A 19,178-nucleotide genomic window follows, 5' to 3' on the forward strand; every position below is an offset into this window, starting at 1 on the left:
ACGCTAGGCGTCATCCTTCGCCCGGTGCTTCTCGATTCCTGACCGGACCGCGATCACCGCGACGACGACCACCACCGCGGCCACGACCATGCTGCCGGTCCCGACCACCTTCTCGATCTTCCGCGCCGTCTCCCCCGCCGCGGCGCCGAGGCCGATGTGCAGCGCGCACCACCCCGTCGCGCCGACCAGCACGGCGGGCAGGAACGTCCGGTAGGGCAGTCCGGCGGCCCCCGCCGCGGCGGGCAGCACGGTCCGCAGCACCGGGAGGAAGATCGCGACCAGCACCGCGACCGCTCCTCTGCGCCGCAGGAAGTCCGTTGCGCGGTCCCAGTGCCGCGCGCCGTGCCGTCGCACGATCTTCGACTCACGCAGCCGTGTGCCGTAGCGCCTGCCGAGCAGGAACCCGACCGAGTCGCCGCCGACCGCGCACACCGTGGTCACCAGCCACATCCCGACGAACGCGGGCGGGCTCGTGGCGGTGGTGCCGAGCACGAAGAGGCCGGTCTCGCCGGGTGCGATGAACCCCAGGCCGAGCGTGCACTCGCCGAACACGAGGACACCGGCGGCGACGACCACCCAGAACGGCGGCAGGGCCGCGAGCCAGTCGAGGAACGCGGTCACGGGACGAGCCTCGCGTCCGGGTGGGCGGGCGAGTCGCCGTCGAACAGGGTGGTGTGCCGTCCTCGCAGGTGCAGGTCGAAGAACGCGGCGAGGTACTCCCGTTGCGCGGCAAGGCTCCGGTGCGCGTCGACGGTGCCGATCGCCGCCGCGAGCTTGTCGGTGGGCAGCGGGTGCCTCCGGTCGATCTGGGGCAGCAGCACCTGGGCGTCGGTGAAGCTCGCGTGTTCCGCCTCGGCCAGGTGCACGTCCCGCTTCCAGCCGGTGGAGTTCGCCCAGAACGACGCCCAGTCCGGTGCGTGCACGTGGTCGTGCGGGAGCTCGTCCGCCCCGCTGGTTCCACCGCCCATCAACAGGAACGGCCGGTCCGCGCCCCGTGCGCTCGCCTGGCCGGACCTCGGGTCCAGGCTGCCGTCGAGGTTGGCGCCCGCGTCGATGCGCGGGTCGGTGAGCATCGCCTCGGCGGCGGTGAACCCGCCCATCGAGTGGCCGGCCATGCCGATCCTCGACAGGTCCATCGCGGGCGCGAGAGCCGTGGAGCCGAGCCGGTCCAGCACGAAACCGGTGTCGCGCACCCGTTCCCGCATCATCAGCGCGGTGTCCACGCGGCTGACGGGCAGTTCGACGCGGTCGGGGAACTCCACGGGACCGGCGAAGGTGTGGTCGATCGTGACGACGACGTAGCCTCGGCTGGCGAGGTCCTCGACGAGCGTGGTGCCGAACGAGCGCGACTGCCCGCGTCCCGGCGAGTAGACGACCACCGGGCGACGTCCGGGGAACACGGGCGCGTCCGTCCTCGCGCGGACGCGGGTGCCCGCGAAGTCGGCGACGCCGGGATCGAGCCCGACCGACCCCGCGGAGGTCTGGTCGTAGAACGCGGCGATCCCAGCGCGGAGGTGGCGTGCGGGGGCCCGCAGCGACGGCATCGCCGGGTACCACAACGAGATCATCACTTCGCGCGACCTGCCTGGGGCCCACGGATCGGCGCGGCTCTCGTCCACGAGGTGCAGTTCGGTCGTGCCCACGGGGAACGGCCCGGACGGCTTCGGCAGCGAGAGCGGGACGGGGTCGGCGACCGCGGGGCCGGCGAGCGCGGCGGTCAGCACTCCCGCCACGACAACGGCTTCGTACCTGGTTTTCACATGTCCGAGCCTGTCGATCAGGCCTGCCGCCCGGCATCTGTCGAACGCTGCCGGGCACACTGGCCGAAAGACATAGGTCAGCCCTGGTCGACCAGTCCGGCCTCGAACGCGATGATCGCGGCGCGCACCCGGTTCGGCACCTCGAGCCGCCGCAGGATGGAGCTGACGAACACCTTCACCGTGCCCTCCACGACGTGCAGCCGCCTGCCGATCTCGGCGTTGGGTAGCCCGGCGCCGACCAGCGCGAGCACCTCCCGTTCGCGCTCGGTGAGCCTGGCGACCAGTTCCCGCGCGCGCACCGAACCGGACACCCGTTCGCCGCCCAGCCGCTGGACCGCCCAGTGCGCGATCTTCGGCGACAGGTACGCGGCCCCCTCCGCCACGGCCCTGACCGCGGCGAAGAGCTCCCTCGGATCTCCCGTCTTGAGCAGGAAACCGCTGGCACCGCCGTCGAACGCGCGCGCGATGTGCTCGTCCTCGGAGAACGTCGTCAGCATGATCACGCCGGTGCCCGGGACGGTGCGGCGGATCTCGGCCGCCGCGGCCAGCCCGTCCACGCGCGGCATCATGATGTCCAGCAGCACGACGTCCGGCCGGTGGGCCTGCGCGAGTTCCACCGCCTCACGCCCGTCGGCCGCCTCACCGACCACCTCGAACTCGGGTTCGGCGCCGAGCACCGCGCGGACCCCGGCCCTGGTCAGCGGTTCGTCGTCGGCCAGCAGCACCCGGATCACCGCTCCTCCCCCGCCGAGATGGCGCCGCGCGGCACGGTCTCCTTGAGCACCAACCGGTCCGCGACGAAGCACAGCCGGAAGAACAGCCGCTCGTCGGTCTGCTCGCTCGCCCAGTGATAGCGGCAGTCAGCGCCCTTCGGCGGGTCGGAGAGCATGCGTTCGGGGTCCCCCAGGATCTGGAACGGTGGCAGCACGGCCTCGACGTCCGCCTGCGGCGCGCCGGGCACGATCTTCTCGAACACCTCGGGATCGAGGCTGTTGCCGGCCCCGACCGTCGCGTAGAGCGCCATCGTGAGCACCGCGACGGCGGTGCCGGCCAGCAGCGGTGTCCTGGCCACCCCGGCCAGGCGGCGACGGGCGGGCGGACCGGCGGGCGCCGGTCGTGCGTCGTGCGGCAGCTCCGCCACCAGCGCGAACCCGTCGTCCCGCGGCTCGGCGGTGAGCGTGCCGCCCAGCGACCGGACGTGGTCGGCCAGTCCGGCCAGCCCGGTTCCGCCGCCTGGTCCGGGCCTCGCGGCCATCTGTCCATTCGCGACGGTCACGGTCGTGGTGTCGTACGAGCGCTCGACCCGCACGCTGACCGGTGCTCCCGGCGCGTGCTTGGCGGCGTTCGTCAGTCCTTCCCGGACGATCCGGTGCACGGCGCGTTCGACAGGTTCGGGGGACGGCCCGGCCGGGGTCCACGAGACGTCCATGCCCGCGGCGGCCGCGCGTTCGACCAGTGCGCCGACGTCGGTCCGTTCGTCCCGCGGCCCGAGCACGCCGATGATCTCCTGGAGCCGTTCAGTCGCCGCCGCCACGCCCGCCCGCAGCTCACCGGCCGCCAACCGGTGCCGTTCCGGCAGGTCCGGCGCCACCTCGAGCGCGGCCGCCCGCAAAGCGACGAGCCCCCACTCGTGGCCGAGCGAGTCGTGCATGTCCCGCGCGATCCGGGTCCGTTCCCGCAACGCCGCCTGGTCGAGGCCCGCCGCGGAGAGTTCGGCGCGGAGCCGCAGGTACCGGCCCAGCAGCCACGGTCCCAGCACCACGGCCAGCACGATCAGCACCAGCACGGACCAGTCGTAGACCCCGAACAGCACGCCGAACCCGCCGCGCACCGATCCGTCCGCCAGCACGCTGACCGGCAGCCCGGCCAGCAGCACGGCGGCCAGCGGCAGGAGCACCGGCTCCGCTGCCCACCTCCCGGCGCGGAACCCGAACACACCGGCCGCGAAGAACGGCCAGACCCACGGCAGGTTCGTCACGGTCGGCGCCAGCACCAGCGCCGGTGCGGCCGCGGCCGCGACGTGCGCGCAGACCGTCCACACCGGAGACCTCCGGAAGAGCACGACCGCGGCGGTCAGCAGGACGAGCGCGGCCACCAGTCCGACGAGCCCCTCGAACACCGCCGCCGCCGCCAGGACCACCCACAACACGGCGTCCGGCCACCGCAGCCCCCAGCCGCACCTCATCGGTTCATCGTAGAAGACGGCCGTTGTGACCCACGGCACCCAGCCGCCCCGACTCAAGCGGGGTACAGTCCATTTAGAGAAGCGGGGTACGGTCCGCTTCAATCGAGGCGGCGAAGGACATCAGGACATGACGCACATCGGGATCATCATCGGCAGCACCCGCCCCGGCCGGAACGGTGAGCAGGTGGCCAAGTGGGTGCTGGAGAACGCCGGGCAGCGCACGGACGCCACGTTCGAGCTGGTCGACCTCAAGGACTACCCGCTGCCCCACCTCGACGAGCCGATGCCGCCCGCCATGGGCCAGTACCAGCACGACCACACCAAGGCCTGGGCGGCGAAGATCGCCGAGTTCGACGGCTTCGTCATGGTCACGCCCGAGTACAACCACTCGACGTCCGGCGTGCTGAAGAACGCGATCGACTACCTGTTCGCCGAGTGGAACAACAAGGCCGTCGGCTTCGTGTCGTACGGCAGCGTCGGCGGTGCGCGGGCCGTGGAGCACCTCCGCCTCGTCGCGGGTGAGCTCAAGATGGCCGACGTGCGCACCAGCGTGGCGCTCTCGCTGTTCACCGAGTTCAAGAACTTCAGCGAGTTCCTCCCGTCCGAGCACCAGGTGGCCACGCTGTCCACGATGGTCGACGAGCTGGTCGCCTGGAGCAGCGCGCTCGCGCCGTTGCGCGACCGTCAGCTCGCCGCGCAGCAGTCGTAACGGTCGTGGAACCCGTCGCGCTGCCGTGGGGCCCGCCCCGTGAGGAACGGGCCGACGCCGCGCGCAACCGCGCCCACCTGATCGGCGTCGCCCGCGAGATGGTCGCCGAACTCGGCGCCTGCAACGTCACCATGGACGCCCTCGCCGAACGCGCCGGGCTCGGCAAGGGCACGGTGTTCCGCCGCTTCGGCACGCGCGCCGGCATCTTCCACGCGGTGCTGGACGAGGAAGAAGCGCTCTTCCAGCACCGCGTGATGACCGGGCCCGCACCGCTGGGGCCCGGCGCGCCGGCGGCCGAGCGACTGGCCGCGTTCGGACGGGCGCGGCTCGAGTTCCTGGCCGCGCACCTCGCACTGGCCCGGGCCTCGCTCGACGTCGCCCGGCCGGTCCCCGGTCAGAGCCCGTCGTTGTTCCACGTCCGGATGCTCCTGGCTGAGGCCTGCCCGGACGACGCACTGACCGGCACGCTGGCGTTGCAGCTCGTGGCCGCGCTCGAAGGGCCGGTCCTGCTGTACCTGCAGAGGCAGGACGAGGGCCCGCTCGTGGTCGACGACCTGATCACGAGCTGGCAGGTCCTCGTCGAACGTCTCACGGCACGGTGATCACGACCTTGCCGACGACACCCGAGCGCCGGTGGTGCGCGAAGGCCTCCGGCGCGTCGTCGAACCGGTGCACGCCGTCCACGACCGGACGGATGCCGTGCCGTTCCACGAACGCGACCAGGTCCCGATGCTGCCGTGCGCTTCCCACGGCGACTCCGCGCAGGGAGCCGCCCGAACCGAACAACCGCATGACGTCGAGGGGCTCCGGCTCCTGGGTGAACAGGCCGACCAGCGCCACCTCCCCGTGCGGCGCCAGCGCGGCCAGCGACTCGTTGATCGTCGTCGTGCCGACCGTGTCGACCAGCTTGTCGACACCGCCGGTCAGCTCCCGCAGCTTCGCGCTCCACTCGGAGAAGTCGTCGACCACACCGTTCGCTCCCGCGCCGAGCAATCGCGCCGCGGCCTCCGGGCGTCGCACGATCCCGTAGTACTCGGCGCCCGCGGCCTTGGCGAGCTGCATCGCGTAGACGGCCACCCCGCCCGTGCCGAGCGAGGCCACCTTCTGCCCTGGCAGCACCTCGTGGTCGCCGAACAGCGCGTTCCAGGCCGTCACCCCGGCGCAGGGCAGGGTCGCGGACTCCACGTGGTCCAGGTGCGCGGGCGCCCCGACCACCTGGTCGACCGGCAGGACGACGTGGGTGGCGAGCACGCCGGGGGCGTCCAGCGCGCCGAGCCCGAGCGGCGGGGACGGCACCGGGGCGTCCCGCCAGTGCAGGTTGGTGACCGCCTCGCCTTCCGCGAACGCATCCACCCCCTCGCCGAGCGCGTCGATCGTTCCGGCGACGTCCGAGAGCGGTACGAGCTCCCGGCCGGGGAGCCGTCCGAACGGGCCCGCAGCACCATCTGGTCGCGGCCGTTCAGCGACACCGCGCGGACGCGCAGCCGCACCTCACCGGGACCCGGTTCGGGGACCGGAACCTCGCGGAGTTGCAGGGCTCCGGCGTCGTGCGCGCCGGCCGGGAGCACCCACTGCCTCATCACGTCCACTCCAGCCTGGTCGTGCCGATGCCGCCGTCGACCGCGATCGTGGTGCCGTGGACGAACTCCGCGGCCGGCGAGGCGAGCCACACGACCGCCTTGGCGATCGCGTCCGTCGTGACAGGACGTCCGGCGGGTGTCGCCGCCGCCATGCTCGCGGCGAGGCCCTCGCCCTCCCCGTCGCGGGTGACACCGGGCGCGATCCCGGCCACGCGGACGCCGTGCGGCCCGAACTCGGCGGCCCAGCCGCGCGTCAGGTGCTCCACGGCCGCCTTCGAGGCGCTGTAGAGCGCGGCGAACGGCAGCCCCTCCGACGCCATCCACGAGCCGATGGTGATCACCGTGCCGGACCCGCGTTCGACCATGCCGGGCACGGTCGCGGCGACCAGGACGTGCGGGGCGCGGACGTTGACCGCCAGCGTCGCGTCCAGGTCCTCGTCGGACAGGGCGGTGGTCGGCACCGGCGGGCAGACGGCCGCGTTGTTGACCAGCAGGTCGACGCGTCCGTCCAGCGCGTCGAGGGCGCGGGCGGCGAAGGCCCGCAGTTCGGAGGGAGGCGCCGTGAGCTCGGAGGGCAGGAAGACGGCGCCGATCTCACCGGCGAGCGCGGTCCCCCTGGACCGGTCCCGGCCGGTGATCACGACACGGGCCCCGGTCGCGGCCAGCGCTCGCGCGGTGGTCGCGCCGATCCCGGACGTGGAGCCGGTGATGAGTGCGTGTGTTGCCATGCCCTCCACGACACTGGACCGCGACCACGGCAACCAGTGCGCGTTCACCCGGGGCACGGCATGACCAGGTTGATCTCCCCGCGCGCCTCTACGCTCGTGACGTGACCCGAGACCGTGCCGCGCTGGGCGCCTTCCTGCGCGCCTGCCGCGACCGCCTGACCCCGGCCGAGGCGGGCATCACCGCCTTCCCCGGCCGGCGCCGGGTCCCGGGGCTGCGCAAGGAGGAGGCGGCGCTGCTGGCCGGCCTGAGCACCGACCACTACAGCCGCCTCGAGCAGGGCCGCCAGTCGCGCGTCTCCGAGGACGTGGTCGACGCGCTGGCCAGAGCCCTGCGGCTCACCGAGGTCGAACGCCGGCACCTGCGTGACCTGGCCGCGCCGACGAGGCGCACGGCGGTGACCGACGCACGGCCACAACGCCCGGAACCCGGTCTGCTGCGCGTCATGACGGGCCTCGACCACCTGCCCGTGCTCCTGCTCGGCCGGCGGTCGGAGGTGCTGGCGCGCAACGCCCTGCTCACCGAGGTCCTCGGCCACGACCTGCCGCCGGGAACCTCGTTCGTGAGGTACCTGTTCACCGATCCTGACGTCCGCGACCGCATCGTGAACTGGCACGACTTCGCCGCCGCGGCGGTCGGCGGTCTGCGCCTGGAACTCGGCGTGCACCCCGGCGACCGGCTGCTGATCACCCTCGTCGACGACCTGCGCGCCGCCGATCCGCAGGTCGCGAGGTGGTGGGACGAGCAGAGCGTGGCGGACCGGACGTCCCTCACCAAGCAGATCGCGCACCCGGTGGCGGGCGGCCTCACCTTCGGCATCGAGGCCGTCAGCCTCCCGCACGCGCCCCAGCAGCGGCTCGTCGTCTACACGGTCGAGCCCGGCTCCCCCACGGCCCAGGTCCTGCCGATGCTCGCGTCCTGGAGCACCCCCGTCAGCTGACGAGCCGCGGCACCAGGCGCACGTAGACGACCATGCCGACCACCTCCACCACCGTCTGCGTGACGACCACCGCCGCGGCGACATCGCCCCAGGCCAGCGCCAGCGGCAGCACGACCAGCGAGTTGCGCGTGGCCCCCGTGAACACGATCCCCCGGCTGCCCGGGACGTCGAGCCGGAACAACCGGGCGACGGCGAGCCCGGCGAACGCCATCACCACGAGGAACACCACGTAGAACGGCACCACCCGCACGACCTGCGGCAGGTCGTCGCCGAGCTTCGGCACCTGCGACGCCACCACCGTGAACAGCGTCGCCGCCATCAACGGCACCATCGACGTGCCGATCCTCCCGACCAGCCCTCCCGCGAACGCCTGCGTGAGCCACGCCAGCACCAGCGGAACCACGATCAGCACCACGAACGCCTCGACGAACGGCCCGGGCCGCACCGCCGCCAGGTCCGTTCCGAGGAACAGCAGCAGAAAACCGGGCAACAACACCATCTGTGCGAGCAGCAGCAACGGCGTGGCAGCGAGCAGGCGCTGGTTGTCACCACCCGCCAGTCCGCTGAACACGATCACGTAGTCGACGCACGGCGCGAGCAACACCAACAGCACGCCCACCCGCACGGCCTGCTCAGCGGGCAAGAACGCGAACATCGCGGCGACCACCAACGGCACCACCACGAAGTTCACGACGAGCGCCGCGCCGACGAACCGTCCCGATCGCAGCGAACGCCCGAGCCCGGCCACCGGCACCTGCAGGAACGTCACGTACAGCAGGACCGCCAGCACGGGGTTGATGAGGTGCTCCAGCACCGGCCCCGCACCCGGCGCCGCCCACCCGGCCACCCCGCCCGCCGCCAGCGCGCCGAGGTACACGACGACCTGGTGGCGTTCCACCCCCGCGACGAACCCCGGCAACGCGCCCTCCCGATCGGATGATCAGGACGCTATCCCGTCACCACGGCAGGGGGCACAACGGCGCGTGCGAGCAGGTGACCGGTGCGCGGCCTCTCACCTCGCCGCCAGCGCGTCGAGCACCTGGGCCTGTGCCTCCGGCACCGAGATGGCCAGGGTCAGACCGCCTCCGGTCGCCGTCAGCTCGAAGGTGAAGAAGGAGCAGCAGCCCGTCTCCCGCACCGCCAGGTCCGCCGCCCGTGCCGCGACCTCCGGTCTCGGCTCCAGGTCGAGGACGAGGCGGGTCCTTTCCGGACGGTGGCGCCTCGCGGTGGCGAGCAGGTCGTCGAACTCGGCCACGCGGAACGGTCTCTCCGCCGTCGGCAACGTGCACGCCTCGGGCGCCCACACCTCTGCTTCGTCCATGCTCCGACGGTAGACCCGTGCTCAGGCACCGGGGTGCAATTCTTCACGCGAGGTCCATGCGGAGGAACTCGGTGATGCGGAGCGACTTCGGCCGCCCGACCACGACCCCCAGGGCCGCGAGCGCCTCCTCCTCCCCCACCACGCGTGGCGCGACCAGTTCGACCTCCTCGCCGTCGACCGCCAGCCGGGCGTGCCCCGCAGCCAGGACGTTGCGCACCCAGTCCGAGCCCAACCCGTGGACCAGGTAGCCGCCCTGGACCGGATGAGCTTCCATCGGCGTGCGGTAGGGCATTCCCGAACTGCGGCCCACGTGGGTGAGCACCACGCGCTTCCCGCTCTTGAACGCGCGCGGGGTGAACACGCGGCTGTTGAGGTGGCCCCACCACCCTGGCATCGGCATGTCGGACTCCTCTCCTGCTCCAAGACGTCGTCGGCGTGCGATCTGTTGAAGTAGCGTGCGCGCGTGGAGATCACTGACGACCGCGTCTTCCCCGCCGCGCTGGTGGCGTTGAGCGGCATCGACTTCCCGTACGAGTACGACGAGGAAGCCGATGAGCCCTCGCCCTCGAACATGGACTACGAGCCGCACGAGGAGTTCGAGTCGGCCGAGGACACGGACCACTGGCTCCGGCACTGGACGGGCAACGGAGAACTGGACAGCACCCGGTTCCGGCTCTTCGGGAAGGACGGCACGGGCGGGCTGGCCGTGCTGTGGCTGGTGCGGGAGGGGCCGCTGACCGCGCAGCCGGTGATGTTCTTCGGGTCGGAGGGCGAGGTCGGGCCCGTCGCGGTGAACCTGGGCGAGTTCCTGTGGTTGCTCGCGGGCGGGGTGGGGCCGCAGGAGGCGGTCGAGTTCGGGGCGGAGACCGGTGTGCCGAACGAGGAACTGCGCGCAGTCGCGGAGAAGTACTCCGGGGTCGAGCCGCGCACGCCCGCCGAGGTGCTGGCCGCGGCGCGGGCGGAGTTCCCGGACTTCGAGCAGCTGGTGCAGTCCTGGTGCCGCTAGCAGCGTGAGGGGAACCGGAACCAGTACCGGTTCCCCTATGGTCTATACCACTTTCCAGGTGCGGGTTACGCTCGGCGAACCCTGTTGTGCCGCAAGGTAAACAGGACCTCATTCCCCGGAGGTCTGCCCTGTGAGAAAGTTCCTCGCGGCCGCACTTCTGCTCAGTGCCGCCGTCATCCCCACCCCTGCGGCCGCCGCGGCCGATCCGATCTACAAGGACCCCGCCCAGCCGGTTCCCGCTCGCGTCGCCGACCTCCTGAGCCGCATGTCGCTCGACGAGAAGGTCGGCCAGATGACGCAGGCCGAGCGCAACGCGGTCAGCAACGCCGACCTGACGAACTTCCGGATCGGGTCGCTGCTGTCCGGCGGCGGGTCCGCGCCGTCGCCGAACAACGCCACGTCGTGGGCGAACATGTACGACAACTTCCAGCGGGCCGCTCTGGCCACGCCGCTGGGAATTCCCATGATCTACGGCGTGGACGCCGTGCACGGCCACAACAACGTCGTCGGCGCCACGATCTTCCCGCACAACATCGGGCTGGGCGCGACGCGTGATCCCGCGCTGATGCAGCGGATCGGGCGCGCCACGGCCGAGGAGGTGTCGGGCACCGGTATCGACTGGGACTTCGCGCCGTGCCTGTGCGTCGCGCGCAACGACCGGTGGGGCCGGACCTACGAGTCGTTCGGCGAGACGCCCGAGAACGCGACGTCGATGACGACGATGATCACCGGCCTGCAGGGCTCGAAGCTGTCGGACCCCGGCTCGGTGCTCGCCACGGCCAAGCACTGGATCGGCGACGGCGGCACGACGAACGGCACCGACCAGGGCAACACGCAGGTCAGCGAGGCAGAGCTGCGCGCGACGCACCTGCCGCCGTTCCGCGAGGCCATCGCGCGCGGCGTCGGTTCGGTGATGATCACCTACAGCAGCTGGAACGGCACGAAGCTGCACGGCCACAAGTACCTGGTCACCGACGTGCTGAAGAACGAGCTCGGCTTCAGCGGCCTCGTCGTGTCGGACTGGAACGCCATCGACCAGATCGACGGCCGGCCCGGCTTCACCGCCGCCGAGGTGCGCGACTCGATCAACGCGGGCCTAGACATGATCATGGTGCCGACCGAGTGGCGCACCTTCATCACCTACCTCAAGCAGGAGGTGCAGGCGGGCCGCGTGCCGATGTCGCGCATCGACGACGCCAACCGCCGCATCCTCACCAAGAAGTTCGAGCTCGGCCTGTTCGAGAAGCCGCTGACCGACCGGGGCTACACCTCCACCGTCGGCAACGCCGAGCACCGCGCCCTCGCCCGCGAGGCCGTGCGCAAGTCGCAGGTGCTGCTCAAGAACCAGAACGGCGTGCTGCCGCTGCCCAAGACCGCGTCGAAGCTGTTCGTGGCGGGCAAGAGCGCGGACAACATCGGCTACCAGAGCGGCGGCTGGACGATCTCCTGGCAGGGCGGCAGCGGCGCGGTGACGCCGGGAACCTCAGTGCTGCAAGGCATCCGTTCAGCCGTGTCGCCGTCCAGCACGGTGACGTACAACCGCAACGGCACCGGCATCGACGGCACCTACAACGCCGCGATCGCCGTGATCGGCGAGACCCCGTACACCGAGGGCGCGGGCGACCGCCCCGCAAGCCTGGGCCTCGACGCCGAGGACATCGCGACCCTGAACACCCTGCGCGCCACCGGTGTCCCGGTCGTGGTGGTGCTCGTCTCCGGCCGCCCGCTCGACATCGCGGCGCAACTGCCGCAGTGGCACGCACTCGTCGCGGCCTGGCTGCCGGGCACCGAGGGCAACGGCGTCGCGGACGTCCTGTTCGGCGACTACAAACCGACCGGCACGCTGCCGTTCACGTGGATGCAGAGCGCCTCCCAGCAACCGATCAACACCGGCGACGGCAAGACTCCCCTGTTCCCGTACGGCTTCGGCACGCAGTTCCCCGCCACGCAGAACGCCTACGGCATCATCGGCGCCTCGTACTACGACGAGCAGCGCGGCACGCAGGTCGAGCGGTGCACCGACTCGGGCTGCGGGCAGAACGTCGGCTACCTGACGCCCGGCGACCACGTGGCCTACGCGGACGTCGACTTCGGGGCCACGCCACCGACCTCGGTGACCACGCGCCTCGCGTCCGGTTCCACGGCCGGCGGCACCCTGCAGTTCCGCCTCGACAGCCCGACCGGTCCGGTGGTCGCGACCGTGTCGGCGGCGAGCACGGGTGGGTGGCAGACGTGGACCAGCCGAACTGCTGCTGCCTCCGGAGCTACCGGGGTGCACCGGTTGTACCTGGTGGCGACCGGCGGCACGGGTGGTGACCTGGCGAACGTGAACTGGTTCCAGTTCGCCCGTTAGACCGGTGGTGGAACGGGGATCCGGGCGGGAACCCCGTTCCACCGCCTCACTCCCAGGGCGCACCAGCCGAGGAACGCGAGCCCCAGCCACACGTAGGTGTTCCCGACGACGTGCTGCCACCACGTCCACCCCAGCTCCCGATCACCCGCGGTAGGCAGCAACCAGTGCGGCCCCACCGCGAACACCACCACGACCGCGACGCGCACCCGACCGTTCAGCAACGCCAACGCCGGCGCGATCCACACCCAGTGGTGCGACCACGACACCGGCGAGATCAGCAGTCCCGCCGCAGCGGTCGCCACCAGCGCCGTGAGGTCGTCCCGCAAACGAGGCAGCACCACGACCGTCAACCCCAGCACCGCCACCGCCGCGACGAGCCACACGAACTCCGGTGCGCCCAGCCGGAACAGCAAGCCGCGCAACGACTGGTTCGCGCTGTAGGCGAGGCCGCCGACGCGTTCCGGGTCGAGCATCGCGTGCAACCAGAACTGCTGCGCCTGACCGGGTGCGAGCACAGCGCACACGACGAACGTGGCCACGGCGGTCAACGCGGGCCTCCACCGCCCGCGGCACAGGAAGAACAGCACGAAGATCGCCGGGGTCAGCTTGATCGCCGCGGCCAGTCCGACGAGCGTCCCACGGGGCCAGAACGTGCGCGGCAGCAGGCAGTCGGCGGCGACCAGGCCTAGCAGGACCAGGTTGATCTGGCCCAGGTCGAGGCTGACGCGCAGAGGTTCGAGCAGCAGGCACAACGCGATCAGGCCGAACCCCGCCCACGTGCGGGCCGCGGCCGTGAAGAGGCCGATGCCCACCGCCGTGAAGAGAAGTGCCGCAGCAGCAACGGGAAGTGCCGTCAGGCCGCTGAACACCATCGCCGCGAAGGGCGGGTAGGTGAACGGCAGACCGCTGGGGCCTCGGAAGTGCGTGGTGTAGAGGTCCGTTCCGGCCAGCCACGCCCTACCGCCCGCGAGGTACACGCGCAGGTCGAGCAGGCCGGTCCCGAAGCTCCGGAAGAGGACCCACACGAGCAGACCGGCGACGACCGCGGTCCAGAGGTGCCGGGCGTTCACCGGCGCACCGCCAGGAAGCCGGCCGCGAGGGCAGCCGCCACGACGGCTCCCGCGCTGTTGTTGAGGAAGTCCTGCGTCTCGCACAGGCCGCGGCCGATCAGCGGCTGCACGACCTCGATCGACGCGCTCAGCGCGACCGCCGAGACCGCCACCGCGAGCGGCCGGCGCGTCGCGAGGACCGCGCACCAGACCAGCGGGACGAACAGCAGCGCGTTCAGCAGCTCTCCCGAGCCGTTCAACGAGAACCCGGTGACGTGGCAGAACTCGTGTTCGGGCCACTGCGCCCAGGCGGGGACCGTCCGCGAGAGCGTCACGCCGAGGACCACGCCGAGGAAGATCCCCGCGAACACCGCGGGAACCGGCCGCCACCCGAACCTCCTGGCGGCGAACCGCGCTCCGAGGCCCAGCACCACGGCCCCGGCCAGGAGGCCGCCCGCGATCAGCGGGTTCCCCAGCGCCCTGCCGATCTCGCCCAACACCGACCACGCGTTCAGCACAGCTCGAAACCCTTCGCCCACAACGAAATCCGATGTGGACGATCTTGTCGCCGGAGCAGGTTCCGCCGGATCGGCCCGAGGGACGGGAGATCATGGCCATCAGGCCACCCGCAGGCACTGGAGCGGCCGAACGGCCGTGGTCAGCCGGCCACCACGTGCGCGCGGAACGCCCACGCGACGATCTCGACGCGGTTGCGCGCACCGACCTTCGTCTGCACGGACGCCAGGTACGCCTTGACCGACGACACGGAGACCTTCATCGCGGCGGCGATCTCGTTGTTGCTCGAGCCTTTTGCGACATGGCGCACGACGTCCAGCTCGCGCTCGCTCAACACCCCGGCGTCGGCGGAGGCGACCGGTGGCGTCGACCGGCGCAGGACCCGCAGAACCACCTGGGGTGACACGAGAACGTCCCCGCGCGCCGCCGATCTGACCGCCTCGGCGAGCAGGCCCGGCGACGCGTCCTTGGTGAGGAACCCGCTCGCGCCCAGGTCCAGTGCCTCGTTCAGGACATCGTCGCTGTCGAACGTCGTGACGATCACGACGCTCGTGTGCGGGGCGAGCTGACGGGTGACCTCCAGGCCGTCGAGGCCCGGCATCCGCACGTCCACGAGGCACACCTGCGGCTCCAGCTCGCGGGCGCGCTGGACCGCGCTGATCCCGTCCGCGACGTCCGCGACCACGCTGATGTCGGGCTGCGCGTCCAGGATCAGCCGGAACCCGGCGCGCACCATGTCCTGGTCCTCCGCGATGAGCACGGAGATCACGCGCGCACCTCCAGCGGCAGCTCGGCGGTGACCAGCCAGCCGTCACCGGTGGGGCCCGCGAAGAACCGACCGCCCAGTTCGTGCACGCGTTCCCGCATGCCCACCAGGCCGAACCCGCCGGAGTGCGAAGGCCGTGCCGTTCCGTCGTCCACGACGGACAGCATCACCGCACCGGCACCGAGCCGCACGTCCACCTCCACGTTCGTCGCGTCCACGGCGTGCTTGCGCACGTTGGTCAGGGACTCCTGCACCAGCCGGAGCACCGACCGCCCCAGCTCGGGCGGTACGTCCGGGGGGAGCTCGACGTTCGCGCGCACCTGCAGCCCCGACCTCTCCACGAGCTGGAGCAGGTCGGCGGAGAGATCAGTGGTCGCCGCCGCGGCACCGTTGTCCCGCAACGTCTTGACCATCAGGCGCATCGCGCCCAGCGCGTCGGTGCCGCCGTCGACGATGCCGTCCAGCATCGCGCAGGCCTTGTCCTTGTCCTGCTCCGCCACGACGAGCGCGGCCTGTGCCTGCACCAGCATGCCCGTGACGTGGTGCGCGACCACGTCGTGCAGCTCACGCGCCATGTCGAGGCGTTCGTCGCGCCGGGCACGCTCCTCCGCCGCGGCCGCCCGATCCGCCCGTGACCGCTGGAACAGGCGCGCGTACAGCCCCGCGCCCACCGCGGTCAGACAGGCCACCAGCACCAGCGGGAGGTAGTCGAACCGGAAGCTGACCCAGGTGGCGTGCGCGGACACCAGCACCAGCGCCGCGAGCGCCACCACCGCCGGTCGTACCGACGCCTTCCAGGCCAGCCAGAAAGCGACTCCCAGCACGAGGAGCGCTTGAACGGTCGCGACCGGCGGGGTCCTCAGCACACCGCCGTCGACCCCGGGAGCGTCCTGGAAGAACGCCCGGCTGAACCCGTTGCTGAGGCCGGTGACGACGAAGACCGCCGTGCAGACGAGCGCGGTCGCGGCCAACGGCCGGTGGTGAACCCCCATGCGGGCGATCGTAGGAGAGGCGGCGGCGACCCGCCTCGACCGTCCAGCCGAGGCGAGTGGCCATGTGGTCAGGCGGCGCCGATGGCCTCGTCCAGGATGCCCAGCCCCATCGCCAGCTCCTCCTCCGACGCCGTCAGCGGCGGCGCGATCCGGAACACCCCTCCCATCCCCGGGATCTGCACGATGTTCATGTGCAGGCCGAGGTCCAGGCACCTCTGCGTGATGGGCGCGGACATCGACTCGTCCGCGATCTCCAGCCCCACCAGCAACCCGCGCCCGCGCACGTCGGTCACCAGGTCGTGCCGGGAGGCGATGTCCTCCAGCCCGTTGCGCAGGAACGCCCCGAGCTTGGCCGCCCGCTCGTCCAGCCGTTCCTCGGCCAGCACGTCCAGCACGGTGTTGCCCACGGCGGCCACCAGCGGGTCCGACACGTGCGTGGTGAAGAACAGGTAGCCGCGGGCGTGCGCCTCCGCCTCGATCTCGTCCGAGGTGATCACCGCGGCCAGCGGCAGCCCGGCCCCGAGGGTCTTCGACAGCGTCAGGATGTCCGGCACCACGCCGTCGCGTTCGAACGCGTACCAGTTGCCCGTGCGGCACAGGCCGGTCTGCGCCTCGTCCATGATCAGCAGCATCCCGCGCTCACGGCACTTGGCCTGCAACGCCGCGAAGTAGCCCAGCGGCGGTTCCAGGATGCCGCCCGAGGAGAGGATCGGTTCGACGATGCAGGCGGCCAGTGAGCCGACCGACTGGGCGTCGATCAGGTCGAACGCCAGGTCCAGCTGCGCCTGCCAGTCACCGGTGGGGGCCGGGATCGCGAAGTTGCCGGGCGTGGCGGGGCCGTAGCCCTTGCGGCCGGCGCTGTAGGTCGCGGCGGCCGCGGCGGCGGTCATGCCGTGCCACGAGCGGGCGAACGCCACCACCTCGTGCTTGCCGGTCACGAGCTTGGCCATGCGCAGCGCGGCCTCGTTGGACTCGGCGCCGGTGGTCAGCAGCTGCACCTTCGTCAACGACGGCGGCAGTGTCTCGGCCAAGCGCCGCGCCAGGTCCACGACCGGGCGGCTGAGCATGCCGCTGAACAGGTGGTCGAGGTTCGCGATCTGCCGCTGCACCGTCTCGACGATGCGCGGGTGCGAGTGCCCGAGGATCGCGCTCATCTGCCCGGACGTGAAGTCCAGGACGCGGCGGCCGTCCTCGGTGAACAGGAAGCTCCCCGACGCGCTGTCGATGATCTCGCGCGTGAACGTGCCGCCGTAGCGGACGAGGTGGCGGTCGACGTCGTCCCAGAAGGTGTCCATGACTGACAAGCTAAAACGCGCCGAGCGACAGGTCCATCTCACAATGCCACGCTCGCTGTTCGGAAATACTGCACAGCATGACGCTCAACCCGTGGCGCCTGCGCCTGCTCAGCCAGCTCGACGCGCTGGGCACCGTGCGGGCCGTGGCGCAGGCCGCGAACCTGAGTGCTTCGAGCGTGTCCCAGCAGCTCGCGGTGCTCGAGAGCGAGACGCGCACGCAGCTGATCGAACGGACCGGGCGGCGCGTCCGGCTCACGTCGGCCGGCCTCATCCTGGCGAGGCGGGCGCGGTCGATCCTCGACCAGATGGAGGCCGTCGAGGCCGAGCTCCGAGGGCTGAACGACGAACCGTCGGGACTCATCCGGCTCGGAGCGTTCCAGAGCTCGGTCCACACCCTCGCCGTGCCCGCGATCGGGAGCCTCGGTCACCCGCACCTCAGCGTCGAGATCGTGGAGCTCGAACCGCACGCCAGCATGCCCGCGCTGCTCTCCGGCGAGGTCGACGTGATCATCACGACCACCGACTTCGTGGAGCTGCCGGTGCCGGGGGACATCGACGTCGTGCCGCTCGGCGAGGACCCGATCGTGCTTGTCACGCCACCAGGGCAGCCCAAGAACGACATCGCGGCGTGCAAGGACGAGCCCTGGGCGTTCGACATCCCCGGCTCGTACATGGCGACGCTCGCGACGCGGCTGTGCCGGCAGGCGGGGTTCGAGCCGAGGGTCGTGGGCCGGTTCAGCAACTACATGCTGACGCTGAAGCACGTCGAAGCCGGGCTGGCCGTCGCGGTGCTGCCCGCGCTCGCGGTCGACCGGCGGTTCGACGTGCTCACCAGGGAGTTGCCGGTCACGAGGAGGATCACCGCCGCGGTGCGCCGCGACTCGCGCGCCGCGATCACCGCGGTGCTCGACGCACTGCATACTCGGTCGCAGTCGGACGAGAGGTGATCATGAGCAAGCGCGTCACGATCAACGACGTCGCACGGGTCGCCGGGGTCTCGCGGCAGACGGTGTCGCGGGCGCTCAACGACAAGGGTGAGATCGACGGCAGCACCAAGCAGCGCGTCCTCGACGCCGCCAGGGAGCTGGGCTACCGGCCGAGCCGGTTCGCGCGCGGCCTGGTGCGCCAGGACAGCACCACGATCGGCCTGGTCATCCCCGACCTGCTCAACCCGTTCTTCACCGAGGTCGCGGCCGGGGCGCTGGAGGCCGCGCGCGCCCGCGGCTGGCACGTGATCGTCTACGACACGGCCGACAGCATCGCCGAGGAACGTGGCACGCTGGAGGTCGTCACGTCCCAGGTGGACGCCGTCGCCGGGTACTTCAGCCTGGACGAGGCCGAACTCGACCGGCACCTCAGCGGCCTTCCCGCGGTGCTCATCGGCCGTGACCACCGCATGCCGCGTTTCAGCTCGATCCGCATCGACGGCGAGAAGGGCGTGCACGAGGCCATCGACCACCTCGTCACCGCGGGGCACCGCCGGATCGGCATGCTCGACCACGCGGGCCGCGCCGAACCGAGCCTGCGGCGTGACTGGTTCACCGACGCGATGAACGAGCACGGGCTGCACGCTCCCGTCGTCGGCAACGCCGTGCAGTCGGCCGACGGGGGCGCGGAGGCGTTGCACGAACTGCTCGGGCAGCATCCCGACCTCACCGCCGTGTTCACCTACAACGACATCATCGCCATGGGCGCGCTCAAGGCGGCCCGCAAGCTCGGCAAGGCCGTCCCGCGCGACCTCGCGGTGATCGGGTTCGACGGGTTGCAGCTCGGCACCGTGGTCGACCCGGCGCTCACGAGCGTCGCGCTCGACACCCGCCGCATCGGCGCGCTCGCGATTGAGCAGGCCGGTCGCCTCGTCGCGGGCGAGACGCCGTTGCCGGAGGAAGAACTGCTGGTCAGCGCTGTGCTGTTAGTGCGCGAATCCGCCTGACCCTTGACAGACCCCCTTGATCGGCACATGCTTCGCGCCAATCCGTG

The 19,178-nt window shown here is 71.6% G+C and carries 21 protein-coding genes and 1 pseudogene; 8 read left to right on the plus strand and 14 right to left on the minus strand.

Annotated elements, in window-relative coordinates:
* Positions 1-3 precede the first annotated feature (3 nt).
* The 4 genes from IE307_RS01050 to IE307_RS01065 form a co-directional block, all read right to left on the minus strand.
* Positions 4-621 carry a DedA family protein gene (locus IE307_RS01050; protein ID WP_191295535.1) on the minus strand — a complete coding sequence of 206 codons (618 nt, stop codon included), beginning with the start codon at positions 619-621 and terminating at the stop codon, positions 4-6.
* Positions 618-1,760 carry an alpha/beta hydrolase family protein gene (locus tag IE307_RS01055; protein WP_191295536.1) on the minus strand — a complete coding sequence of 381 codons (1,143 nt, stop codon included), beginning with the start codon at positions 1,758-1,760 and terminating at the stop codon, positions 618-620. The genes IE307_RS01050 and IE307_RS01055 overlap by 4 nt, the downstream gene beginning before the upstream one ends.
* 77 nt (positions 1,761-1,837) lie before the next feature.
* Positions 1,838-2,494 (minus strand): response regulator, encoded by a 657-nt coding sequence (locus IE307_RS01060; RefSeq protein WP_191295537.1) that lies wholly within the window; start codon positions 2,492-2,494, stop codon positions 1,838-1,840.
* Complete coding sequence (locus tag IE307_RS01065; protein WP_191295538.1) at positions 2,491-3,945, minus strand: sensor histidine kinase; 1,455 nt, start codon at positions 3,943-3,945, stop codon at positions 2,491-2,493. Before IE307_RS01065 ends, IE307_RS01060 begins: the two co-directional genes overlap by 4 nt.
* Before the next feature lie 127 nt (positions 3,946-4,072).
* Here IE307_RS01065 and IE307_RS01070 point away from each other — a divergent pair, with 127 nt between their 5' ends.
* Positions 4,073-4,654, plus strand: coding sequence for an NADPH-dependent FMN reductase (locus IE307_RS01070; protein WP_191295539.1), 582 nt, complete (start codon positions 4,073-4,075; stop codon positions 4,652-4,654).
* A 5-nt stretch (positions 4,655-4,659) separates the two neighbouring features.
* Complete coding sequence (locus IE307_RS01075; RefSeq protein WP_229904263.1) at positions 4,660-5,256, plus strand: TetR/AcrR family transcriptional regulator; 597 nt, start codon at positions 4,660-4,662, stop codon at positions 5,254-5,256.
* Here IE307_RS01075 and IE307_RS01080 read toward each other — a convergent pair.
* Both IE307_RS01080 and IE307_RS01085 read right to left on the minus strand, forming a co-directional pair.
* Positions 5,243-6,007: a zinc-binding dehydrogenase gene (locus IE307_RS01080; protein WP_229904264.1), complete on the minus strand. Its 765-nt coding sequence runs from the start codon at positions 6,005-6,007 to the stop codon at positions 5,243-5,245. The two genes, IE307_RS01075 and IE307_RS01080, sit on opposite strands and share 14 nt — an antisense overlap.
* Before the next feature lie 226 nt (positions 6,008-6,233).
* Complete coding sequence (locus tag IE307_RS01085) at positions 6,234-6,962, minus strand: SDR family NAD(P)-dependent oxidoreductase (RefSeq protein ID WP_191295540.1); 729 nt, start codon at positions 6,960-6,962, stop codon at positions 6,234-6,236.
* Between the two features lie 101 nt (positions 6,963-7,063).
* Here IE307_RS01085 and IE307_RS01090 point away from each other — a divergent pair, with 101 nt between their 5' ends.
* Positions 7,064-7,900 (plus strand): helix-turn-helix transcriptional regulator, encoded by an 837-nt coding sequence (locus IE307_RS01090; RefSeq protein ID WP_191295541.1) that lies wholly within the window; start codon positions 7,064-7,066, stop codon positions 7,898-7,900.
* Here the strand turns inward: IE307_RS01090 and IE307_RS01095 are convergent.
* The 3 genes from IE307_RS01095 to IE307_RS01105 form a co-directional block, all read right to left on the minus strand.
* Positions 7,893-8,819 (minus strand): bile acid:sodium symporter, encoded by a 927-nt coding sequence (locus IE307_RS01095; RefSeq protein ID WP_229904265.1) that lies wholly within the window; start codon positions 8,817-8,819, stop codon positions 7,893-7,895. The genes IE307_RS01090 and IE307_RS01095 overlap by 8 nt on opposite strands.
* 93 nt (positions 8,820-8,912) lie before the next feature.
* Complete coding sequence (locus IE307_RS01100; protein WP_191295542.1) at positions 8,913-9,221, minus strand: hypothetical protein; 309 nt, start codon at positions 9,219-9,221, stop codon at positions 8,913-8,915.
* 43 nt (positions 9,222-9,264) lie between these two features.
* Positions 9,265-9,621: a nitroreductase family deazaflavin-dependent oxidoreductase gene (locus IE307_RS01105; RefSeq protein ID WP_191295543.1), complete on the minus strand. Its 357-nt coding sequence runs from the start codon at positions 9,619-9,621 to the stop codon at positions 9,265-9,267.
* A 63-nt stretch (positions 9,622-9,684) separates the two neighbouring features.
* On the opposite strand from IE307_RS01105, the gene IE307_RS01110 reads away from it, so the two are divergent.
* From IE307_RS01110 to IE307_RS46530, 3 genes and pseudogenes are all read left to right on the plus strand, one after another.
* A complete protein-coding gene (locus tag IE307_RS01110; RefSeq protein ID WP_229904266.1) occupies positions 9,685-10,227 on the plus strand; it encodes a hypothetical protein in 543 nt (180 codons plus the stop codon).
* 130 nt (positions 10,228-10,357) lie between these two features.
* A pseudogene (locus IE307_RS01115) lies at positions 10,358-12,166 on the plus strand (glycoside hydrolase family 3 protein); the annotation flags it as partial.
* A gap of 27 nt (positions 12,167-12,193) precedes the next feature.
* A complete protein-coding gene (locus IE307_RS46530) occupies positions 12,194-12,580 on the plus strand; it encodes a carbohydrate-binding protein (protein ID WP_229904431.1) in 387 nt (128 codons plus the stop codon).
* On the opposite strand, the gene IE307_RS01120 is transcribed toward IE307_RS46530, so the two are convergent.
* The 5 genes from IE307_RS01120 to IE307_RS01140 all read right to left on the minus strand — a co-directional run bounded on the left by IE307_RS01120 (position 12,577) and on the right by IE307_RS01140 (position 17,198).
* Positions 12,577-13,650 carry a glycosyltransferase 87 family protein gene (locus IE307_RS01120; protein ID WP_191295545.1) on the minus strand — a complete coding sequence of 358 codons (1,074 nt, stop codon included), beginning with the start codon at positions 13,648-13,650 and terminating at the stop codon, positions 12,577-12,579. The two genes, IE307_RS46530 and IE307_RS01120, sit on opposite strands and share 4 nt — an antisense overlap.
* Entirely contained in the window at positions 13,647-14,147 is a 501-nt protein-coding gene (locus IE307_RS01125; RefSeq protein ID WP_191295546.1) for a VanZ family protein, read from the minus strand. Before IE307_RS01125 ends, IE307_RS01120 begins: the two co-directional genes overlap by 4 nt.
* 140 nt (positions 14,148-14,287) lie before the next feature.
* Positions 14,288-14,914 (minus strand): response regulator transcription factor, encoded by a 627-nt coding sequence (locus IE307_RS01130; protein WP_191295547.1) that lies wholly within the window; start codon positions 14,912-14,914, stop codon positions 14,288-14,290.
* Complete coding sequence (locus IE307_RS01135) at positions 14,911-15,903, minus strand: sensor histidine kinase (RefSeq protein WP_191295548.1); 993 nt, start codon at positions 15,901-15,903, stop codon at positions 14,911-14,913. The genes IE307_RS01130 and IE307_RS01135 overlap by 4 nt, the downstream gene beginning before the upstream one ends.
* Positions 15,904-15,971: 68 nt before the next feature.
* Positions 15,972-17,198: an aspartate aminotransferase family protein gene (locus IE307_RS01140; RefSeq protein ID WP_191295549.1), complete on the minus strand. Its 1,227-nt coding sequence runs from the start codon at positions 17,196-17,198 to the stop codon at positions 15,972-15,974.
* A 77-nt stretch (positions 17,199-17,275) separates the two neighbouring features.
* Here IE307_RS01140 and IE307_RS01145 point away from each other — a divergent pair, with 77 nt between their 5' ends.
* Both IE307_RS01145 and IE307_RS01150 read left to right on the plus strand, forming a co-directional pair.
* Positions 17,276-18,145, plus strand: coding sequence for a LysR substrate-binding domain-containing protein (locus IE307_RS01145; protein WP_191295550.1), 870 nt, complete (start codon positions 17,276-17,278; stop codon positions 18,143-18,145).
* A 2-nt stretch (positions 18,146-18,147) separates the two neighbouring features.
* Positions 18,148-19,131: a LacI family DNA-binding transcriptional regulator gene (locus IE307_RS01150; RefSeq protein ID WP_191295551.1), complete on the plus strand. Its 984-nt coding sequence runs from the start codon at positions 18,148-18,150 to the stop codon at positions 19,129-19,131.
* The last annotated feature ends 47 nt before the right edge of the window (positions 19,132-19,178 follow it).

It is taken from the genome of Lentzea cavernae (assembly GCF_014653695.1).
GTDB lineage: Bacteria > Actinomycetota > Actinomycetes > Mycobacteriales > Pseudonocardiaceae > Lentzea > Lentzea cavernae.

Excerpts from the sequence above, each read along its gene's own strand:
- IE307_RS01145 (WP_191295550.1), top strand. The coding sequence starts at position 17,276 with ATGACGCTCAACCCGTGGCGCCTGCGCCTGCTCAGCCAGCTCGACGCG.
- IE307_RS01065 (WP_191295538.1), bottom strand. The coding sequence starts at position 3,945 with ATGAGGTGCGGCTGGGGGCTGCGGTGGCCGGACGCCGTGTTGTGGGTG.
- IE307_RS01085 (WP_191295540.1), bottom strand. The coding sequence starts at position 6,962 with ATGGCAACACACGCACTCATCACCGGCTCCACGTCCGGGATCGGCGCG.
- IE307_RS01070 (WP_191295539.1), top strand. The coding sequence starts at position 4,073 with ATGACGCACATCGGGATCATCATCGGCAGCACCCGCCCCGGCCGGAAC.
- IE307_RS01150 (WP_191295551.1), top strand. The coding sequence starts at position 18,148 with ATGAGCAAGCGCGTCACGATCAACGACGTCGCACGGGTCGCCGGGGTC.
- IE307_RS01100 (WP_191295542.1), bottom strand. The coding sequence starts at position 9,221 with ATGGACGAAGCAGAGGTGTGGGCGCCCGAGGCGTGCACGTTGCCGACG.
- IE307_RS01135 (WP_191295548.1), bottom strand. The coding sequence starts at position 15,903 with ATGGGGGTTCACCACCGGCCGTTGGCCGCGACCGCGCTCGTCTGCACG.
- IE307_RS01105 (WP_191295543.1), bottom strand. The coding sequence starts at position 9,621 with ATGCCGATGCCAGGGTGGTGGGGCCACCTCAACAGCCGCGTGTTCACC.
- IE307_RS01140 (WP_191295549.1), bottom strand. The coding sequence starts at position 17,198 with ATGGACACCTTCTGGGACGACGTCGACCGCCACCTCGTCCGCTACGGC.